Raw genomic sequence first — 16,204 nt, forward strand, 5'->3', positions numbered from 1 at the left:
CGAGGAAAGTGACCATGGCAGACGCCGCACAATTTCATGACCGAATGCTTTCGCTGGGCCTTGCCCGCGTGTCCGAGGCCGCTGCCCTCGCCTCGGCCCGCCTGATCGGGCGCGGCGACGAGAAGGCCGCCGACCAGGCCGCGGTCAACGCGATGCGCGACCAGCTCAACCTGCTCGACATCGCCGGCGTCGTCGTCATCGGCGAGGGCGAACGCGACGAGGCGCCGATGCTCTTCATCGGCGAGGAAGTGGGCACCGGCCATGGCCCGGCCGTCGATATCGCCCTCGACCCGCTGGAAGGCACGACGCTCACCGCCAAGGACATGCCGAACGCGCTGACCGTGATCGCCATGGCCCCGCGCGGCACGCTGCTGCACGCGCCCGACGTCTACATGGAAAAGCTCGCCATCGGGCCGGGCTACGCGCCCGACACGGTGACGCTGAAGATGAGCCCGTCCGAGCGCGTCCATGCGCTGGCCCGTGCCAAGAACGGCACGGCCGAGGATGTGACCGTCTGCATCCTCGAGCGTCCGCGCCACGAGGAACTGATCGCCGAGGTCCGCTCGACCGGGGCCGCGATCCGGCTGATCACCGACGGCGACGTGGCCGGCGTGATCCACTGCGCCGAGGCCCACCTGACCGGCATCGACATGTACATGGGCTCGGGCGGGGCGCCCGAGGGCGTGCTGGCGGCCGCGGCGCTGAAATGCATGGGAGGCCAGATGTATGGCCAGCTCCTGTTCCGCAACGACGACGAGCGCGCCCGCGCCCGCCGCGCCGGCATCCAGGATCTCGACCGGATCTACACCCGCGACGAGCTGGTGACGGCCGACGTGATCTTCGCCGCGACCGGCGTGACCAACGGCTCGATCCTCGCCGGCATCAAGCGCGAGCCGGGCTGGGTGACCACCGAAACGATCCTGATGCGGTCCAAGACCGGCTCGGTCCGGCGGATGAGCTACCGCAACCCGGTGAAATGACGGGTCCGGCGGCGCGTGCGTTTCTGGGGGTCGAGGCCTCCGCGACCGGGCGCCGCTGGGTCGGCCCCTCCCCCGAGGAGGATCGGCTGGCCGAGGCGATGGCGCAGACCACGCGCCTGCCGCTCGCGCTCTGCCGCACTCTGGTGCGGCGGGGCGTTCCCACCACGGAGGCCGAGAGCTTCCTTGCGCCCGCACTGCGCGACCTGCTGCCCGATCCCCTCACGCTGAAGGACATGGCGCCCGCGGCCGCGCGGCTCCTGCAGGCCGTGGCGCGGCGCGAGAAGATCGCGATCTTCGCCGATTACGACGTGGACGGCGGCTCGTCCGCAGCCCTGCTGATCGTCTGGCTGAGGGCGATGGGGCGGGCGGCCACGCTCTACATTCCCGACCGGATCGACGAGGGCTATGGCCCGAACGTGCCCGCCATGCAGGCGCTGGCCGCGGCCCATGACCTGATCCTCTGCGTCGATTGCGGCACCCTCTCGCACGAGCCGATCGCGGCGGCGACGGGGGCGGATGTGGTGGTGCTCGACCACCATCTGGGGGCCGAGACCCTGCCCCCCGCGCTTGCCGTCGTGAACCCGAACCGGCAGGACGAGGACGGCTCGCTCGGCCATCTCTGCGCCGCCTCCGTGGTCTTTCTCCTGCTGGTCGAGGCCAACCGCCGCCTGCGCGCCGAGGGGGTCCAGGGGCCCGACCTGATGGCGATGCTCGACCTCGTGGCGCTGGCCACCGTGGCCGACGTGGCGCCGTTGACAGGCGTCAACCGCGCCCTCGTGCGGCAGGGCCTGAAAGTCATGGCGCGGCGCGAGCGGCCGGGCCTCGTGGCGCTGGCCGATGTCTCGCGCATGAACAGCGCCCCGAACTGCTACGCCCTGGGCTTCCTGCTCGGACCGCGCGTCAACGCCGGCGGCCGCATCGGGCAGGCCGACCTCGGCGCGCGGCTTCTTGCGACCGACGACCTGCGCGAGGCTGCGGCGCTGGCCGAGCGGCTCGACCAGTTGAATACGGAGCGGCGCGAGATCGAGGCCCGCGTGCGTGAAGAGGCGCTGGCGCAGGCCGAGGCGCGCGGCACCTCCGGCGCGCTGGTCTGGGCCGCGGGCGAGGGCTGGCATCCGGGCGTGGTGGGGATCGTCGCCGCCCGCCTGAAGGAGGCGACCAACCGTCCGGCCATCGTGATCGGCCTCGAGAACGGGATCGGCAAGGGCTCGGGCCGCTCCATCTCGGGGGTGGATCTGGGCGCCGCGGTGCATCGCGTGGCGCACGAGGGGCTCTTGCTCAAGGGCGGCGGGCACCGGATGGCCGCGGGCCTCACGGTCGAGGAAGGGCGTCTTGGCGCGGCGATGGAGCGGCTCTCGGAGCTTCTGGCGCGGCAGGGTGCGGCCTCGGCGGGGCCGGCCGATCTGCGGCTCGACGGGGTGCTGATGCCGTCGGCCGCCACGGCCGCCTTTGTCGAGCAGATCGAATCCGCGGGCCCCTACGGCGCGGGCGCCGCCGCCCCGCGCTTCGCCCTGGCCAGCCAGCGCGTCGTGACCCGCCGCATGGGCGAGAAGCACCTGCGCCTGACCATCGGCGGCGCCGAGGGCCGGCTGGAGGCGGTGGCCTTCGGCTGTTTCGACGGCCCGCTCGGTCCGCTTCTGGAGAGCGGCGGCGCAGGCTTGTTCCACCTCGCGGGCCGGCTCGAGATCGACACCTGGGGGGGCAGCGCGCGGGTGCAGATGCGGCTCGAAGATGCCGCACGCGCATGATTTTCACGAAGCGTGAATTTCCCTCTTGCGCCTTTTCGCGCGCCGACATAAGACCGCGCCTGTCCCCAGTGGCCCGTTCGTCTATCGGTTAGGACACCAGGTTTTCAACCTGGGAAGAGGGGTTCGACTCCCCTACGGGCTGCCACTTATCCCTGTGATCCGGATGCGAACCGGTCGATTTTCGACCGCTGTGGGTCGTCGAAGGACAGTAGGTCTGGGCTTCATACCACGGACCTTTCGGCAACCGGCGACAAGGTTGGACAGGGTGCGCCAAGGCCGGCCCATCGCGAGGCCGTCGCCTGCCACGACGCAAAGCCAACATCGGCAGCCAATGCTTGGCTCGGTCGCCGGCAGGCTGTTGGAAGAGCGGGCCCAGAACCTTCCCTCCGACGTTCGGAGGCAGCCGCAAGGAACCTGTAGGCTACCGGTGCCGCGACACGGCCGATGGGACGGCGGCCACTGCGACGACACACGTCTGGAACGAACGGACAGCGGACAGCGGACAGCGGACAGCGGACAGCGGACAGCGGACAGCGGACAGCAAGAGAAGCGATCCGTTCTCGATGCACAAGTCCGGCTTTTGTCGCCGATCCTTCAGCATTCGGAAGAAGTGGCAGCCCGTAGGGGAGTCGAACCCCTCTTCCCAGGTTGAAAACCTGGTGTCCTAACCGATAGACGAACGGGCCATCCGGACGAGGCGCTGTCTAGGCGACTCGGCCGCCGGGCGCAAGAGGCAAAATCACCGATCGATCTGCTGCGCCATGATCGCAATGGCCTGCTGATAGACGCTCGCCGCGTTCCACTCGCGGATCACGGCAAAGTTCGGCTCGCCCGGCTGGTAGCCGAGCCCCGGTTGCCAGCCCTTGCGCGCGAGGAAGTTCGCCGTCGAAGCCATGGCGTCGGTGATGTTGCCCAGATCCACCCGCCCATCGCCGTTGCCGTCCACCCCGTAGGCCAGCGCGTTGCCCGGCAGGAACTGCGTGTGGCCAAGCTCGCCGTGCTTGGCGCCCACCGACGCGGGGCTGATCGAGCCGCGATCCACCAGCACGAGTGCGGCCAGCAGGTGCGGCGTGAAGAAATCCGACCGGCGGCAGTCGTAGGCCAGGGTCGCGATGGCCGAGACCACGTTCGTGTCGCCCATGAAGCTGCCGAAGCCCGTCTCCATCCCGTGGATCGCCAGCAGGACGCCCGCCGGCACGCCGTAGCGCCGCTCGAGCGAGGCGTAGAAGTCAGGGTTCTTGGCCTTTCGCGCCCGGCCCTGCCGGATGATCGTGTCCGAGCCGCGCACCTGCATGAACTTGTCGAGGCTGTACCGGAAGCTCTTCTGGTTGCGGTCCGCGGCGATGGTGCGGGAGGAATAGGAACTCCCCATGAGGGCCGCGATGCCCCTCTGCCCCACGCCCGCGGCCGCGGCTTCCTGCGCCATGAGGGTCTTCCAGTTCTCGTAGTCGGCGCCGGTGTTGCTGCAGGGCGCCGCCGCCACCTGCCCTGCCAGAAGGCCGGCGATCAGGGCGAGGGCGCAGTGGCGAAGGCGAAAGGTCATCGTGCAATCCTTGTTGACAACGCGTTGACTGTAGGCGGGGCAAGGCCGAGCGCAAGAGGGTGCTACCGCTTTCGCACGATAAGTTGTCAGGGCGGGGCAAGCGCGGGCTGGCGGCATCACGCGCCGCCCGGGCACGCGCCGCCCGGGCGGCCGCCGGACCCGCCGGAACCATGCCGCGCGCCCCGACGAGCGGGATTCAGCCTCTGGCGCTCGACGCGGCCGGCCGTTTCCCGTAAGGAACATGAATTATTCTTGACGCTTTCATGACGATCGGGGTTTCCTACTTCGATTGGTGAATTGAGGATTATGCTAATGTTACAGGCTGCCGCCGCACTGGATCTGGAACTTTCGTTGCTGATCAACAGCGCCGTTGGGACGCTGCCCACCTTCGACCAGGTGCTGCACATCATCGAGCGGAACACGCTGTTCAAGGGCGTCTTCTCGATGATGCTCTTCTGGGGGCTCTGGTTCGGGGTGCAGCGGAACGCAGAGCAGACGCGGACCCGACTGCTCGCGACGCTGGTGGTCTCGATGTTCGCGGTCTTCGTGGGCCGGGCGCTTGCGGTCACGCTGCCCTACCGGCCCCGGCCGATCCATGACCCCGAGCTGGGCTTCCTGCTGCACACGGGCCTGAGCCAAGAGACCCTCGACGGCTGGAGTTCGATGCCGAGCGATCATGCGGTTCTCTACTTTGCCCTGGCGACCGGGATTTTCCTGGCGCATCGCGCCGTGGGGGCGGTGGCCCTGCTGCATGCCACCTTCATCATCTGCCTTCCGAGGGTCTATTTCGGGCTCCACTACTCGCTCGACATCATCGTGGGCGCGGTGATCGGCGTGGCCATGGCGCTGGCGCTGGTGCCGTGGCTGGCCCGGCAGTTCCAGCGGTTCGACGTTCCCGCCTATGCCGCCACACACGGCGGGCTGTTCTACCCGGCCGTGTTCTTCGTGACCTGGCAGGTGGCGGCCATGTTCGGGCCGGTGCGGGACCTGCTGCGCGAACTGGCGGCCGTGCTCACCTGAGCTCGCCCCCGGCGAGGCGCAAGCGATACGGTGGCCGACGCGGCGCCCAGTGCGCGGGCGGTCCCTGTGCGGCAACCCCGGGGCGGTCTGCGGCCCGCGCATGTGGCGCGGGCTGTGGATCGGCCGTCCGGGAGCACCGCCGGACAACGGCGCCCCTCGGCAGGTGGCTGCCGGTGCGGTCCTTCGACGCAATCTTCCGCTCGGGCGACTGCGTTACATGACTGAAGGGAGACGGTCACAAAACGGTGTCGTGACCGTGGCATAGCGCGGGCAAGCCGGCCCCGTTTCCCCAGTCAAGGACGCGTCCATGGACATGTGCCCCCTGCCGCCGCCGCGCCGCCACCGCAGCCTCTTCCTGTCCGACCTGCATCTGGGCTCGCGCGGGTGCCGCGCCGAGCGCATCCTCGCCTTCCTGCGCGACCATACGGCGCAGGACATCTACCTCGTGGGTGACATCCTCGATCTCTGGCACCCGCCCTTCCCCCACTGGACGGCGAGCCACGACGCCATCCTTGCGCTTCTGCTGCGGCGCGTGCAGGAGGGCGCGCGCCTGCACTACCTGACCGGAAACCACGACGCCGCGATGCGCCTCTATCTCGGCCAGCATTTCCAGCGCATCACCGTCGCCGAAGAGATCCTCCACGAGGCGGCCGATGGGCGGCGCTATCTGGTGATCCATGGCGATGTCTGCGATCCGCGCCTGCTGCGCTTTCACATGATGACACGGCTGGGCAGCCGGCTCGACTGGATGCTGCGCCACCTCGACGAGCGGCTGAAGCGGATGCGCCGCACCGCTGATCCCGACCGCCGGAGCCTGATCGAGGCCCTGCTGAAGGGCGTGGATGCGGCCATGGCCTTCGGCACCGCCTACGAGCAGCGGCTCGTGGCGCGGGCCCGCCGTGCGGCCTGCGACGGGGTGATCTGCGGCCATTTTCACAAGGCGGCCCTGCACGAGGCCCACGGGCTCGTCTATGCCAACTGCGGCGACTGGGTGGACAGCTTCACCGCGCTGGCCGAGGACGACGCGGGACGGCTCTCCCTGATCGAAGCCAGCGCCGCCCCCGAACCCGCGGACGCCTTCGCCCGCGCCTTTCCCATCCCTGCCGAGGCATGATGTTCCTTGTCCTTGCCGCCTTCGGGCTTCTGACGCTTCACCTGCTGGCGGCGGCGCTTGCCGCCTCGCACGGCCGCCGCCGCCCCGCCGAGCCCTCGCACCGGCCCTTCATCTGCCTGTTGCGCCCGGTCTGCGGCCGCGACCGGCATGACCGCGAGACGCTCGGATCCAGCTTCGGGCTGGACTGGCCCGATTACGAGATCGTCTTCTGCGCGGCCCATGAGGAGGATGCCGCCGTCCCGCTGGTGCGCGAGCTGATCCGCCTCCATCCGGGCGCAAGGGCACGGCTGCTGATCGGAGAGGAGCGCTTCACCGCCAATCCCAAGCTCAACAATCTGGCCAAGGGCTGGGCCGGCACCGAAGCGCGCATGATCGCCATTGCGGACGCCAACCTGATGCTGCCGCGCGACTACCTGGAACAGCTCATGTCGGAATGGCGGCCGGGCGTGGGGCTGGTCTCCTCGCCCCCCGCAGGCGGGCGGGCCGATGGGATCTGGGGCGCGCTCGAGGCATCGTTCCTCAACGGGTTGCAGGGCCGCTGGCAGCTTGCGGCCGCGCGCGTGGGGCTTGGCTTCGCGCAGGGCAAGACCATGTTCCTCGACCGCTCGCTTCTGGACGAGCGCGGCGGTCTGGCAGCACTCGGGGCCGAACTGGCCGAGGATGTGGCCGCGACACGCCTCGTCCGGGCGGCGGGCCGTTCGGTCAGGCTGGTCCCGCGCCCCTTCACCCAGCCGATCGGTCGCCGCCGCCTGCGCGATGTCTGGGACCGGCAGCTGCGCTGGTCACGGATCCGCCGAAAGGGCTTTCCGGCCCTCTTCGCGCTCGAGCCGCTGCTGTCGCCCGCCGTGCCCCTCGTCATGCTGGGGGTGGCCGCGCCGCTCTGGATCCTGCCGTTCCTCGCGCTCTGGTATGGGGCCGAGGCGGCGCTCTGCCGGGCGATGGGCTGGCCCTGCGGGCGGCGCGATCTGGCGGCCTGGGTGGCGCGCGACCTGATGCTGCCGGTGCTGTGGGTTGCGACCTTCGCCCGTCAGGGGTTCGAATGGCGCGGCACGTCGATGTCGCCCGCGGCGGGCCGGCCCGCGGCCTGATCGCCCGCCGGTCGGCTCAGTCGGCCAGCGCGAGCGTCACGCGGCGGTTCTGCCGGCCCTTCTTCTCGATCTTGCCGATCGCCACCCGTCCGATCTCGCCGGTGCGCGCGACATGGGTGCCGCCGCAAGGCTGAAGGTCCACCTGATCCGCCCCCTGCCCGATGCGGACGAGGCGCACCCGGCCCTGCCCCGTGGGCGGCATCACCGACATGGTCTTGACGATCGTGGGATCGGCCAGAAGCTCCTCGTCGGTGATCCAGTCCTCGGACACCGGCAGGTCACGCCCGACCAGCGCGTTCAGCGCCTCTTCCAGCGCGGCCACATCGGCCGGCGGCTCGGGCATGTCGAAATCGAGCCGGCCGCGCTCGGCCCCGATCTGGCCGCCCGTCACCGGCAGGGGGATCACCACCGACAGCAGATGCAGCGCCGTATGCACGCGCATGTGCCGGTGCCGCCGCTCCCAGTCGAGGATCTGGCGGACCGGCGCCCCCTCGGGCGGCAGCGCCCCGGCCTCGGCCGGGACCAGCGCGACGCGCCCACCCTCGGCCTTGATCGCGGTGGCAACCGGCAGCCGGCCGCTCTCCCATTCGAGAAGTCCGCTGTCGCCGGGCTGCCCGCCGCCCGTCGGATAGAAGATCGAGCGGTCGATCAGGATACCCCCCTCGGCGGTGTGGCCGATGACGCGGGCCTCGGCCTCGCGCAGGTAGGGATCGGTGCGAAAAAGCGGCTCGGTCATCAACGGTTGCTCCCGGTTGCTTCGGCGACCCCCTCGGCCGCGCCATCGGCGTCCGCATCGCCGTCCGGCTCGTCGTCGGGGTCTTCCTCTTCACTGGCGCGGGGATCGACCGCGCTCGTGCCCTTTGGCACATTGTCCTTCTGCCGGGGCGCAGGCGCCAGCAGGGCGGCCATCTCCTCCTCGTCGAGCCCTTCGGGCTCGGGTTCTTCCGGCTCCGGCGGCCAGACCTCGCGCGACATGTGGGTGAGCCGGAGCCCCTCTTCGGCGAATCTCTGCACGATCATGTGGTTGATGTCGGAGCGCACCGAGAGCGAGAAGTTCACGTCGCGCAGGATCACCCGGATCTCGAAGCTCATGAACTCCTGCGTGAAGCCCATGAAGACCACCGAAGGCGGCGGGTTCAGGATCGCGAGCGGCTGCGCCTCGGCAATCTCGCGCAGCACGCGCTCGACCTTGCGGGTGTCGCAGCCATAGGCCACGCCCACGGGCACGATCAGCCGCCCGGTCATGTTGTAGCGGGTCCAGTTCGTCACCCGGCCAGCGACGAGATCCTGGTTCGGCACAATCACGTCGGTTCGGTCGAAGGTCTGGATCCGGGTCGAGCGGACCGAGATCGACTTGACCGTGCCCTGCACCCCGCCCACCTCGATCCAGTCGCCCTCCGAGACGGGGCGCTCGATCAGCAGGATGATGCCCGAGACGAAGTTGCCGACGATGTTCTGAAGGCCGAAACCGATGCCGACCGACAGGGCACCGGCGACGATGGCGAGGTTCGACAGGTCGAGGCCCGCGGAATTGACCGCGACAAGGGCCGCAAGGATGATGCCGAGGTAACCCACACCCGAGACGACCGCGTTGCGCCCGCCCTGATCGAGCCGCGTCTTGGGCAGGATCTGGCTCTTGAGCGCGCCCTGCAGCAGGCGGGTGATGCCGTAGCCGATCGAGAAGACGATGGCGAGGAGCAGGAAGTTCGTGGGGGAGATGCGGGTCGAGCCGACCTGATAGCCCTCGCGGAAGCGGGCCCAGATCTCGGTCAGGTCGGCCACGCGCGCGCCCCAGACCAGCGCCAGCAGCGGCACCATGGCCAGCGCGAGCAGGAAGCCGATCAGCACCGGCAGAAGCGCGTCGCGCCCGCCCTCCTCGTTGCGGGTGGCAAGGCCATAGAGGTCCACCACCAGCGTCTGCAGCACGAAGAGCAGCCCGATCAGGCCGAGGGTGATGCCTGCCGGATAGACGAGCGCCGTGGCCGCCGCGATGTAGCCCGGCGCCGCCAGCAGCGGGCCGATCACGCCGATGGCGATGGCGCCGCGCCCAAGCAGGTCGATGACGCTGTTGCGAAAGCTCGTGGGTTCGTCGTCGCCCAGATCGTTGCGGACGCTGGCCAGCATCAGCTGGCCGATGCGGAACAGGAAGACGCCCGCAAGGACGATCATGGGGAAGGCCATGACCGAGGTTGCGGCCTCGCCCACCCGCGCGGGCGGCAGCGCCACGCCGCGCAGCCCGTCGAGCGCCAGCACGACGCCGAACATGGCCGTGTGGAAGCGCCCCTCGCGCCGACGCTCGACCGAGAGGTTCAGGGGCGATGTCTGCTGGCCGTTCTTGGGGAAGATCCGCCCGGCGAGCCAGCCCGCCGAATAAAGGATGAAGCCCACGGCCGGCAGCGCCTCGACGATCAGCGTCGTGCGCGGCCCCGCCAGCCCCGAGAGCGTGATCGCGTGGCTCACCGCCACGACGCCCGCCACCGGAGCCGCGATCTGCCCCAGCGAGACCATGAGCGAGGTCACCTTGCGGCCCCGCGCCGAGACCTGATCCTGCAGCTGCTGGGTCAGGCGCTCCATCAGCGAGCGGCCGCGCGCAATGAGCAGCAGCCCCACCGCCAGCAGGCCGAGGATCGCGGGCAGGTTGTCCCGCGTGGTCGATTGCGCGGCGGGCGAGGCGACACGACCCGTGCCCTCGTCCCAGAGATCCACGGCAAGGCCCGAGACCTCGCCAGCGGCACTCGGCCAGTTGGCGGGGTTGAGCGGCATGGGCCAGATGCGCAGCAGCTCTTCGGTCTGGCGCTCGCGCACCACGCGGTCGATCTCGCGGATCAGGCCGTCCGCGCGCTGGTAGGCCTCTTCGGCGGCCACGACCGGCGCCCGCAGTTCGGAAAGCTGCGTTGTCAGCTCGCGCCGGCGCTGCGCGATGTCGTCCGGTTCGGTCTCGCCCTCGGCGGGCGCCGACCCGAGCGCGTCGAGCTGGCTGCGCACCGAGGCGATGCGGCTGGCGTTCAGCCCCTGCGCCCCGAGGAACGTGTCGCGCCATTGCACGAGGTAGCCGCGCATCATCTCGTAGGACGCGCTCTCGGTCTCGCGGTCGGCGATCTCGCGCTCGGCCCGCGTGGCGGTCTTTTCCCACTGCTTGTAGTCCGGCGCCTTCATCTCGTCGGCGCCGGCGGCCGGGCCGACCATCTCCTGGGCCACCGCCCGGTCCGGGGACCAGAGCGGCAGGCTCGCGCAGGCGAGCATCACCCACAGTAGCAGGAGCGGCATCACGCGCAGGATGGGCATGGGGTCAGATGTCCTCGAACACCGACGGGACGGCCGGCGGCGCCTCGTCGAGCCACTGGGGCACCGGAAGCCCCTTGTCGCGCAGGAAGTAGGGATTGAAAAGTTTGGACTGGTAGCGGTTGCCATAGTCGCAGAGCACGGTGACGATCGTGTGGCCCGGCCCCATCTCGCGCGCCATGCGGATCGCGCCCGCGATGTTGATCCCCGACGAGCCCCCGAGGCAGAGCCCCTCTTCCTGAAGCAGGTCGAAGACGATCGGCAGCGCCTCGGCATCGGGGATGCGGCAGCTGAAGTCGGGCGTCAGCCCCTCGAGGTTGGCCGTGATCCGGCCCTGCCCGATCCCCTCGGTGATCGAACTGCCGGGGGCCTCGAACGTGCCCTCGGTGTAGAAGGAATGGAGCGCCGCACCCTCGGGGTCGGCAAGGCCGATCCTGACGCCCTTCGGCTGCAGCGCCATCGCCACGCCCGCGAGTGTCCCGCCCGAGCCCACCGCGCAGATGAAGCCGTCCACCCGGCCCTGCGTCTGCTCCCAGATCTCGGGGCCGGTGGTCTCGACATGGGCCTGACGGTTGGCGATGTTGTCGAACTGGTTGGCCCAGATCGCGCCCTGCGGCTCGGTCCGGGCCAGCACCTCGGCAAGCCGGCCCGAATAGCGGACGTAGTTGTTCGGGTTGCGGTAGGGAGCGGCCGGAACCTGGACAAGATGCGCCCCCGCAAGGCGCAGCATGTCCTTCTTTTCCTGGCTCTGGGTCTCGGGGATCACGATGACCGTGCGGAAGCCCATCGAGGCCCCCACCAGCGCAAGTCCGATCCCGGTGTTGCCCGCCGTGCCCTCGACGATGGTGCCGCCGGGCTGCAACAGTCCCTTCGCCACCGCGTCGCGGATGATGTAGAGCGCGGCCCTGTCCTTGACCGACTGGCCGGGGTTCAGAAACTCGCACTTGCCGAGGATCTCGCAGCCCGTCAGCTCCGAAGCCTTGCGGAGGCGAATGAGGGGAGTGTTGCCGATCGTGTCGGCAAGGTCGCGGTGAATGCGCATTCGGGGCCGTCCTTTGCTGAGACCTCCTGTGTAGGAGGCGGGTCGGCGGAACTCAAGCACCCGGCCCCTCACGCCTCGCGGCGTTCAGCGGCTTTCGGCCCGGCACGGCCTGCGCCCCCTCAGCGGCGGGCCGCCCTCAGCCCCGGACGCTCGCGCTCGAGCCAGAGTGCGGTCAGCAGCAGCGGCCCGTTGCAGATCTCGCCGCTGCGGACAAGCTCCATCATCTCGTCGAAGGCCATGAGATGCCCTCGGATGTCCTCGCCCTCGCCCTCCATGCCGAAGACGCCCTCGATCCCGTCGGGCAGTTCGGCCAGGGCGACGTAGGAGTAGAGATATTCCGCCTTGGCCGCGGGCGTGGGGTAGTAGGAGGCCACGGGCAGCAGCTCGCCCAGCGCAAGGCCCGCCTCCTCGACCGCCTCGCGCCGGGCCGACCCCTCGGGCGTCTCGCCCGGATCGATGCGGCCCGCGATCGGCTCGAGCAGCCAGGGCTGGCCGTCTCCGCGCCCGAAGGGTCCGGGGCGGAACTGCTCGATCAGAAGCACCCGGTCGCGCGCGGGATCGTAGGGCACCACCGTCACCGCATCGCCCGAGATGAACACGGCCCGGTTGACCGCCGGGCTCATGCCGCCGCCAAAGCTGCGGAACGACAGGTCATATTCCTCGACCGCGAAGAAATTGGCGTAGGGCTGCCTGCGGCGGATCACCGACACATCCGCGGGCGAGGCCGCATGGCGCCGCCGCGACGGCGCGGGGGCGGCGGCCCGCACCCGGCTCGCGCCCTGCACCAGCATCAGCCGGTAGCGCCGCCTGACCTGCTCGGCCGGCACCTCGGGCCAGAGCGCCATCACATCGCCCGCGGTGGCGGCGACGATGGGCCCCCAGACGGCGTTCCACGTCACGGCATCCCAGGCCTCGGCCCCGTCGGGATCGGCCGTGAAGACGATGGCCGGACGCCCGCCGATCTCGTGCGTCTCGACCCGATAGCCCGCGGCCTGCTGGTGATAGGCGAGCCGTGCGGCCGCCTCTGGTCCCAATTCGGCCAGCACCCCCTCGACCGCATCGAAGCCGGCCGGCACCGGCACGACCGTCGCCCCCGCGGCGCGCAGCGCGTGCCCCTCGAGCCGCGCGGGCACGCCCGCCACCTCCTCGCCCAGCACCAGCGCGCGCAGCGCCTCGTCGGCCATCGGCCCGCAGAGGAACACCCTCATTTCCAGCGCCGCCCCGCCCATTCCGAGATGCTGCCGCCCATGAGCGCCCCCACGAGCAGCATGGCAAGGATCTCCGGCACGGCGAGCAGCCGGGCGTAGGACAGCATCAGCGCGAAGACCCCCAGCAGCGCCTCGATCGGCCCGTCGTAAAGCATCCGCATCGCCCGGAGCACCATGATGTAGATCGAATAGGCCAGCAGCGCGACGAAGGCCGTGGTGACGACGGTGCGCACCCCGGTGCTCATGGCGGCGACATAGCCGCGCCCGGCCAGCGCCCCCGAGATCATCCAGCCGCAGACAAGGCCCACGGCCGCCGTGGCGGGCCCGAAGATGTCGGTCGGCGTCCCCTCGGGAAGCTGCCCCGCAAAGAGCCGCCCCCCGAGAAAGCCCAGCGCGGCGAAGGCGAGGGCTGCGAACAGTTTGGCGGCGGTCGGCATGTCTGTCCTGCCCGAGGGGGCCGTCTTACGCGGCCCGCGTTACCGTGATCTGCGTCACGTCGCAGTTTCCGCCCTCGAACGAGCCCGCGCAAGAGGTCAGGTAGAAGTTCCACATGCGGCGGAACCGCTCGTCGAAGCCCAGCGCGGCCACCCGGTCCCAGCGGTCGTTGAAGGTCTCGTGCCAGCGGCGCAGCGTCATGGAATAGCTCTGGCCGAACTCGACCGAGTCCGTCACATGCAGCCCCGCCTTCGCGATCTCGACCCGCAGGGCCGTCGGAGAGGGCAGCATCCCGCCCGGAAAGATGTATTTCTGGATGAAGTCCACGCCGCGGCGATAGACCTCCCACCGCTTGTCCTGCACGGTGATGATCTGCAGCGTGGCGCGGGCCTCGGGCTTCAGCCGCTCGCGCAGCGTCTGGAAATAGACCGGCCAGTATTTCTCGCCCACCGCCTCGAACATCTCGATCGAGGCGATGCCGTCGAAGGTGCCGCGCTCGTCCCGGTAATCCTGCAGCCGGATCTCGACCCGCTCCGACAGGCCCGCCCGCGCGATCCGCCGGGCGGCGTAATCGTGCTGCGCCCGGCTGATCGTCAGCCCGGTGACGCGCAACCCGCGCTCTTTCGCGGCATATTCGGCGAATCCGCCCCAGCCGCAGCCGATCTCGAGCACATGATCGCCGGGCCGCGCACCCATCCGGTCCACGAGGCTGGCGTATTTCGCCCGCTGCGCCTCCTCGAGGCTTTCCTGCCCGGTGTGGAACAGCGCCGAGGAATAGGTCATGCTCTCATCGAGCCAGAGCTCGTAGAAGTCGTTGCCGAGGTCGTAGTGCGCGGCGATGTTCTTCCGGGCCTGCCGCTTCGAGTTGCCGCGCAGCCAGTGGCGGAGATTCTCGAAGGCGCGCAGCAGCCCCATGCCCGGAAAGCCGTCATAGACGTCGTCGTTGTCGGCATGCACGAGATCCATGAAAGCCTGCAGGTCCGGGGTGGACCAGGCGCCCTCCAGATAGGCCTCGCAGAAGCCGAGGTCGCCCTCGCGGATCAGCCGGGCGAAGATGTCGGGATCGTGGATGTCGAGTTCCGCCACCGGCCCCGGCCCCGCGCCCTCGATCCGAAAGCGCCGGCCGTCGTCCAGCACGAAATCGAGGCGTCCGTGACGCAGGCCCTGCATCACGTCGAACACCTGCGGGAAGTAGCGCGGCAGATCCGTCTGCCCGCGCGTGCTCATCAGTGCCGTCATTCCTTCTCCTTCCCGTCCGGCGCCTGCCCGCGCCCTGTCAGTCGTCCCTGCGCCCGTAGGCCGCCAGGGCCCGCGCGCGCCCCTCGGCCAGCCCCACGACAGGCCGAGGATAGCATTGATCCGGCGCAAGCCCCCAACTCCGAGGCACCGCGTCGAAGAACGAGAGCGCCTCGGGCCCCGGATCGGGCGAAAGTTCGGCGATGAAGCGCCGTCGATAGGCGCCGTCGGGATCGAACTTCTCCGCCTGCGTCGCCGGATTGAAGACCCGGAAATAGGGCGAGGCATCGGGGCCCGAACCCGCCACCCATTGCCAGCCCAGCGCGTTCGAGGCCGGATCCCAGTCGATCAGACAATCCTCGAACCAGGCCTGTCCCACCCGCCAGTGGGTCAGAAGGTGCTTTGTCAGGTAGCTTCCCGCGATCAGCCGGGCGCGGTTGTGCATCGTGCCGGTCACGAACAGCTCGCGCATGGCGGCATCGACGAAGGGCTCACCCGTCATCCCACGCCGCCACCGCTCGGCCTCGGCATTGTCCGCGCGCCACGGGAAGGCATCCCACTCGCCGCGCCAGTTCCGGCTGGCGATCTCGGGCGTGTGGTAGAGCAGGTGCCAGGCGAACTCGCGCCAGACCAGCTCCTGCAGGAACTTCTCGGCACCCGCGCGCCCTTCCGCACGGGCCCGCATCCCCGCGTGCCAGACCGTGCGGGCCGAGATCTCGCCATGGGTCAGGTTTTCGGACAGCCGCGAGGTCACGTCCCTGTCCGGCCGGTCGCGCCCTGCCGCGTAGCCGTCCACCGGGTCGTCGAGGAAGCGCGCCAGCCGCTCCGCCGCGGCCGCCTCGCCCACCGCCACGTGGCGCGCCACCACGGCCGCGCCTCGGTCCATCGCCCGCGCCAGCCCCCAGTCCGCCAGCCGGTCCGACCGGGGCCAGACGTCCGGCACCCGCAACCCCGCCGGAGCGGCGAGCGGGGCCGGCACCGGGCGGTCCTTCACGTTCTTCCAGAAGGGCGTGAAGACCCGGTAAAAGCCGCCCTGCCCGGTCTGAACCTCCCACGGCTCGAACAGCGTGTGGCCGGCATGGCTCTCGGCCCCGATCCCCTGCCGCTTCAGCCCCGCCTTCACCCCCTCGTCCCGGCTGCGCCAGCCGGGCTCGCAGAGCCGCGACCAGTGCACGCCCACGGCTCCGGTCTCTGCGGCCACCTGCCCGAGCACCTCGAGCGCCGGCCCGCGCCGCAGGATCAGCCGGCTGCCCAGCCGCTCCAGCGCCTGCGCGAAGGCCTCCACGGCCAGACCGAGGCGCCATTTCGGCGCCGCGCCAAGCCGCTCGGTCTCGGGGTCGAGGATGAAGACCGGCACCAGCGGACGCCCCGTCGCCGCCGCCTCCCGCACCATCGGATTGTCGGCCAGCCGCAGGTCGCGCCGGAACCACAGGATCAGGGGAGCCTCGGCCATGTCGTCCTTTCTCGTCTCACCCGCTTCTACGCGCGGCCGCCCGGCACGGATCACC

13 protein-coding genes and 2 tRNA genes are annotated in these 16,204 nt (G+C 70.2%); 6 read left to right on the forward strand and 9 right to left on the reverse strand.

From position 1 onward, the window contains the following. Nucleotides 1-14 precede the first annotated feature (14 nt). The 3 genes from glpX to FG154_RS06250 all read left to right on the forward strand — a co-directional run bounded on the left by glpX (nt 15) and on the right by FG154_RS06250 (nt 2,873). The gene (gene glpX, locus FG154_RS06240; protein ID WP_145105475.1) at nt 15-980 is read left to right on the forward strand and encodes a class II fructose-bisphosphatase; all 966 of its coding nucleotides are present in this window, start codon (nt 15-17) and stop codon (nt 978-980) included. Then, complete coding sequence (gene recJ, locus FG154_RS06245; RefSeq protein WP_145105478.1) at nt 977-2,728, forward strand: single-stranded-DNA-specific exonuclease RecJ; 1,752 nt, start codon at nt 977-979, stop codon at nt 2,726-2,728. The genes glpX and recJ overlap by 4 nt, the downstream gene beginning before the upstream one ends. 70 nt (nt 2,729-2,798) lie before the next feature. Beyond that, nucleotides 2,799-2,873 (forward strand) — tRNA-Glu (locus tag FG154_RS06250). Nucleotides 2,874-3,339: 466 nt separating this feature from the next. Here FG154_RS06250 and FG154_RS06255 read toward each other — a convergent pair. Next, nucleotides 3,340-3,414 (reverse strand) — tRNA-Glu (locus FG154_RS06255). Nucleotides 3,415-3,467: 53 nt separating this feature from the next. Continuing rightward, nucleotides 3,468-4,271: a lytic murein transglycosylase gene (locus tag FG154_RS06260; protein ID WP_145105481.1), complete on the reverse strand. Its 804-nt coding sequence runs from the start codon at nt 4,269-4,271 to the stop codon at nt 3,468-3,470. 312 nt (nt 4,272-4,583) lie between these two features. On the opposite strand from FG154_RS06260, the gene FG154_RS06265 reads away from it, so the two are divergent. From FG154_RS06265 to FG154_RS06275, 3 genes are all read left to right on the forward strand, one after another. Then, nucleotides 4,584-5,291 carry a phosphatase PAP2 family protein gene (locus tag FG154_RS06265; RefSeq protein ID WP_145105484.1) on the forward strand — a complete coding sequence of 236 codons (708 nt, stop codon included), beginning with the start codon at nt 4,584-4,586 and terminating at the stop codon, nt 5,289-5,291. Nucleotides 5,292-5,598: 307 nt separating this feature from the next. Further along, nucleotides 5,599-6,405 carry a UDP-2,3-diacylglucosamine diphosphatase gene (locus tag FG154_RS06270; protein ID WP_145105487.1) on the forward strand — a complete coding sequence of 269 codons (807 nt, stop codon included), beginning with the start codon at nt 5,599-5,601 and terminating at the stop codon, nt 6,403-6,405. Further along, nucleotides 6,405-7,493: a ceramide glucosyltransferase gene (locus tag FG154_RS06275; protein WP_186312300.1), complete on the forward strand. Its 1,089-nt coding sequence runs from the start codon at nt 6,405-6,407 to the stop codon at nt 7,491-7,493. Before FG154_RS06270 ends, FG154_RS06275 begins: the two co-directional genes overlap by 1 nt. A gap of 16 nt (nt 7,494-7,509) precedes the next feature. On the opposite strand, the gene FG154_RS06280 is transcribed toward FG154_RS06275, so the two are convergent. The 7 genes from FG154_RS06280 to FG154_RS06310 form a co-directional block, all read right to left on the reverse strand. Further along, nucleotides 7,510-8,229 carry an alanyl-tRNA editing protein gene (locus FG154_RS06280; RefSeq protein ID WP_145105493.1) on the reverse strand — a complete coding sequence of 240 codons (720 nt, stop codon included), beginning with the start codon at nt 8,227-8,229 and terminating at the stop codon, nt 7,510-7,512. After that, a complete protein-coding gene (locus FG154_RS06285) occupies nt 8,229-10,778 on the reverse strand; it encodes a DUF3772 domain-containing protein (protein WP_145105496.1) in 2,550 nt (849 codons plus the stop codon). The genes FG154_RS06280 and FG154_RS06285 overlap by 1 nt, the downstream gene beginning before the upstream one ends. 4 nt (nt 10,779-10,782) lie before the next feature. Next, nucleotides 10,783-11,817: a cysteine synthase A gene (locus FG154_RS06290; protein WP_145105499.1), complete on the reverse strand. Its 1,035-nt coding sequence runs from the start codon at nt 11,815-11,817 to the stop codon at nt 10,783-10,785. A gap of 119 nt (nt 11,818-11,936) precedes the next feature. Then, nucleotides 11,937-13,025, reverse strand: coding sequence for a tellurite resistance ADP-ribose pyrophosphatase TrgB (gene trgB / locus FG154_RS06295; RefSeq protein WP_145105502.1), 1,089 nt, complete (start codon nt 13,023-13,025; stop codon nt 11,937-11,939). Beyond that, nucleotides 13,022-13,462: a TrgA family protein gene (locus tag FG154_RS06300; RefSeq protein WP_145105504.1), complete on the reverse strand. Its 441-nt coding sequence runs from the start codon at nt 13,460-13,462 to the stop codon at nt 13,022-13,024. The genes trgB and FG154_RS06300 overlap by 4 nt, the downstream gene beginning before the upstream one ends. A gap of 25 nt (nt 13,463-13,487) precedes the next feature. Further along, a complete protein-coding gene (locus tag FG154_RS06305) occupies nt 13,488-14,699 on the reverse strand; it encodes an SAM-dependent methyltransferase (protein WP_145105507.1) in 1,212 nt (403 codons plus the stop codon). A gap of 37 nt (nt 14,700-14,736) precedes the next feature. Then, nucleotides 14,737-16,149: a cryptochrome/photolyase family protein gene (locus FG154_RS06310; protein WP_145105510.1), complete on the reverse strand. Its 1,413-nt coding sequence runs from the start codon at nt 16,147-16,149 to the stop codon at nt 14,737-14,739. Nucleotides 16,150-16,204 lie beyond the last annotated feature (55 nt).

The sequence above is a fragment of the Cereibacter sediminicola genome (assembly GCF_007668225.1).
GTDB lineage: Bacteria > Pseudomonadota > Alphaproteobacteria > Rhodobacterales > Rhodobacteraceae > Cereibacter_A > Cereibacter_A azotoformans.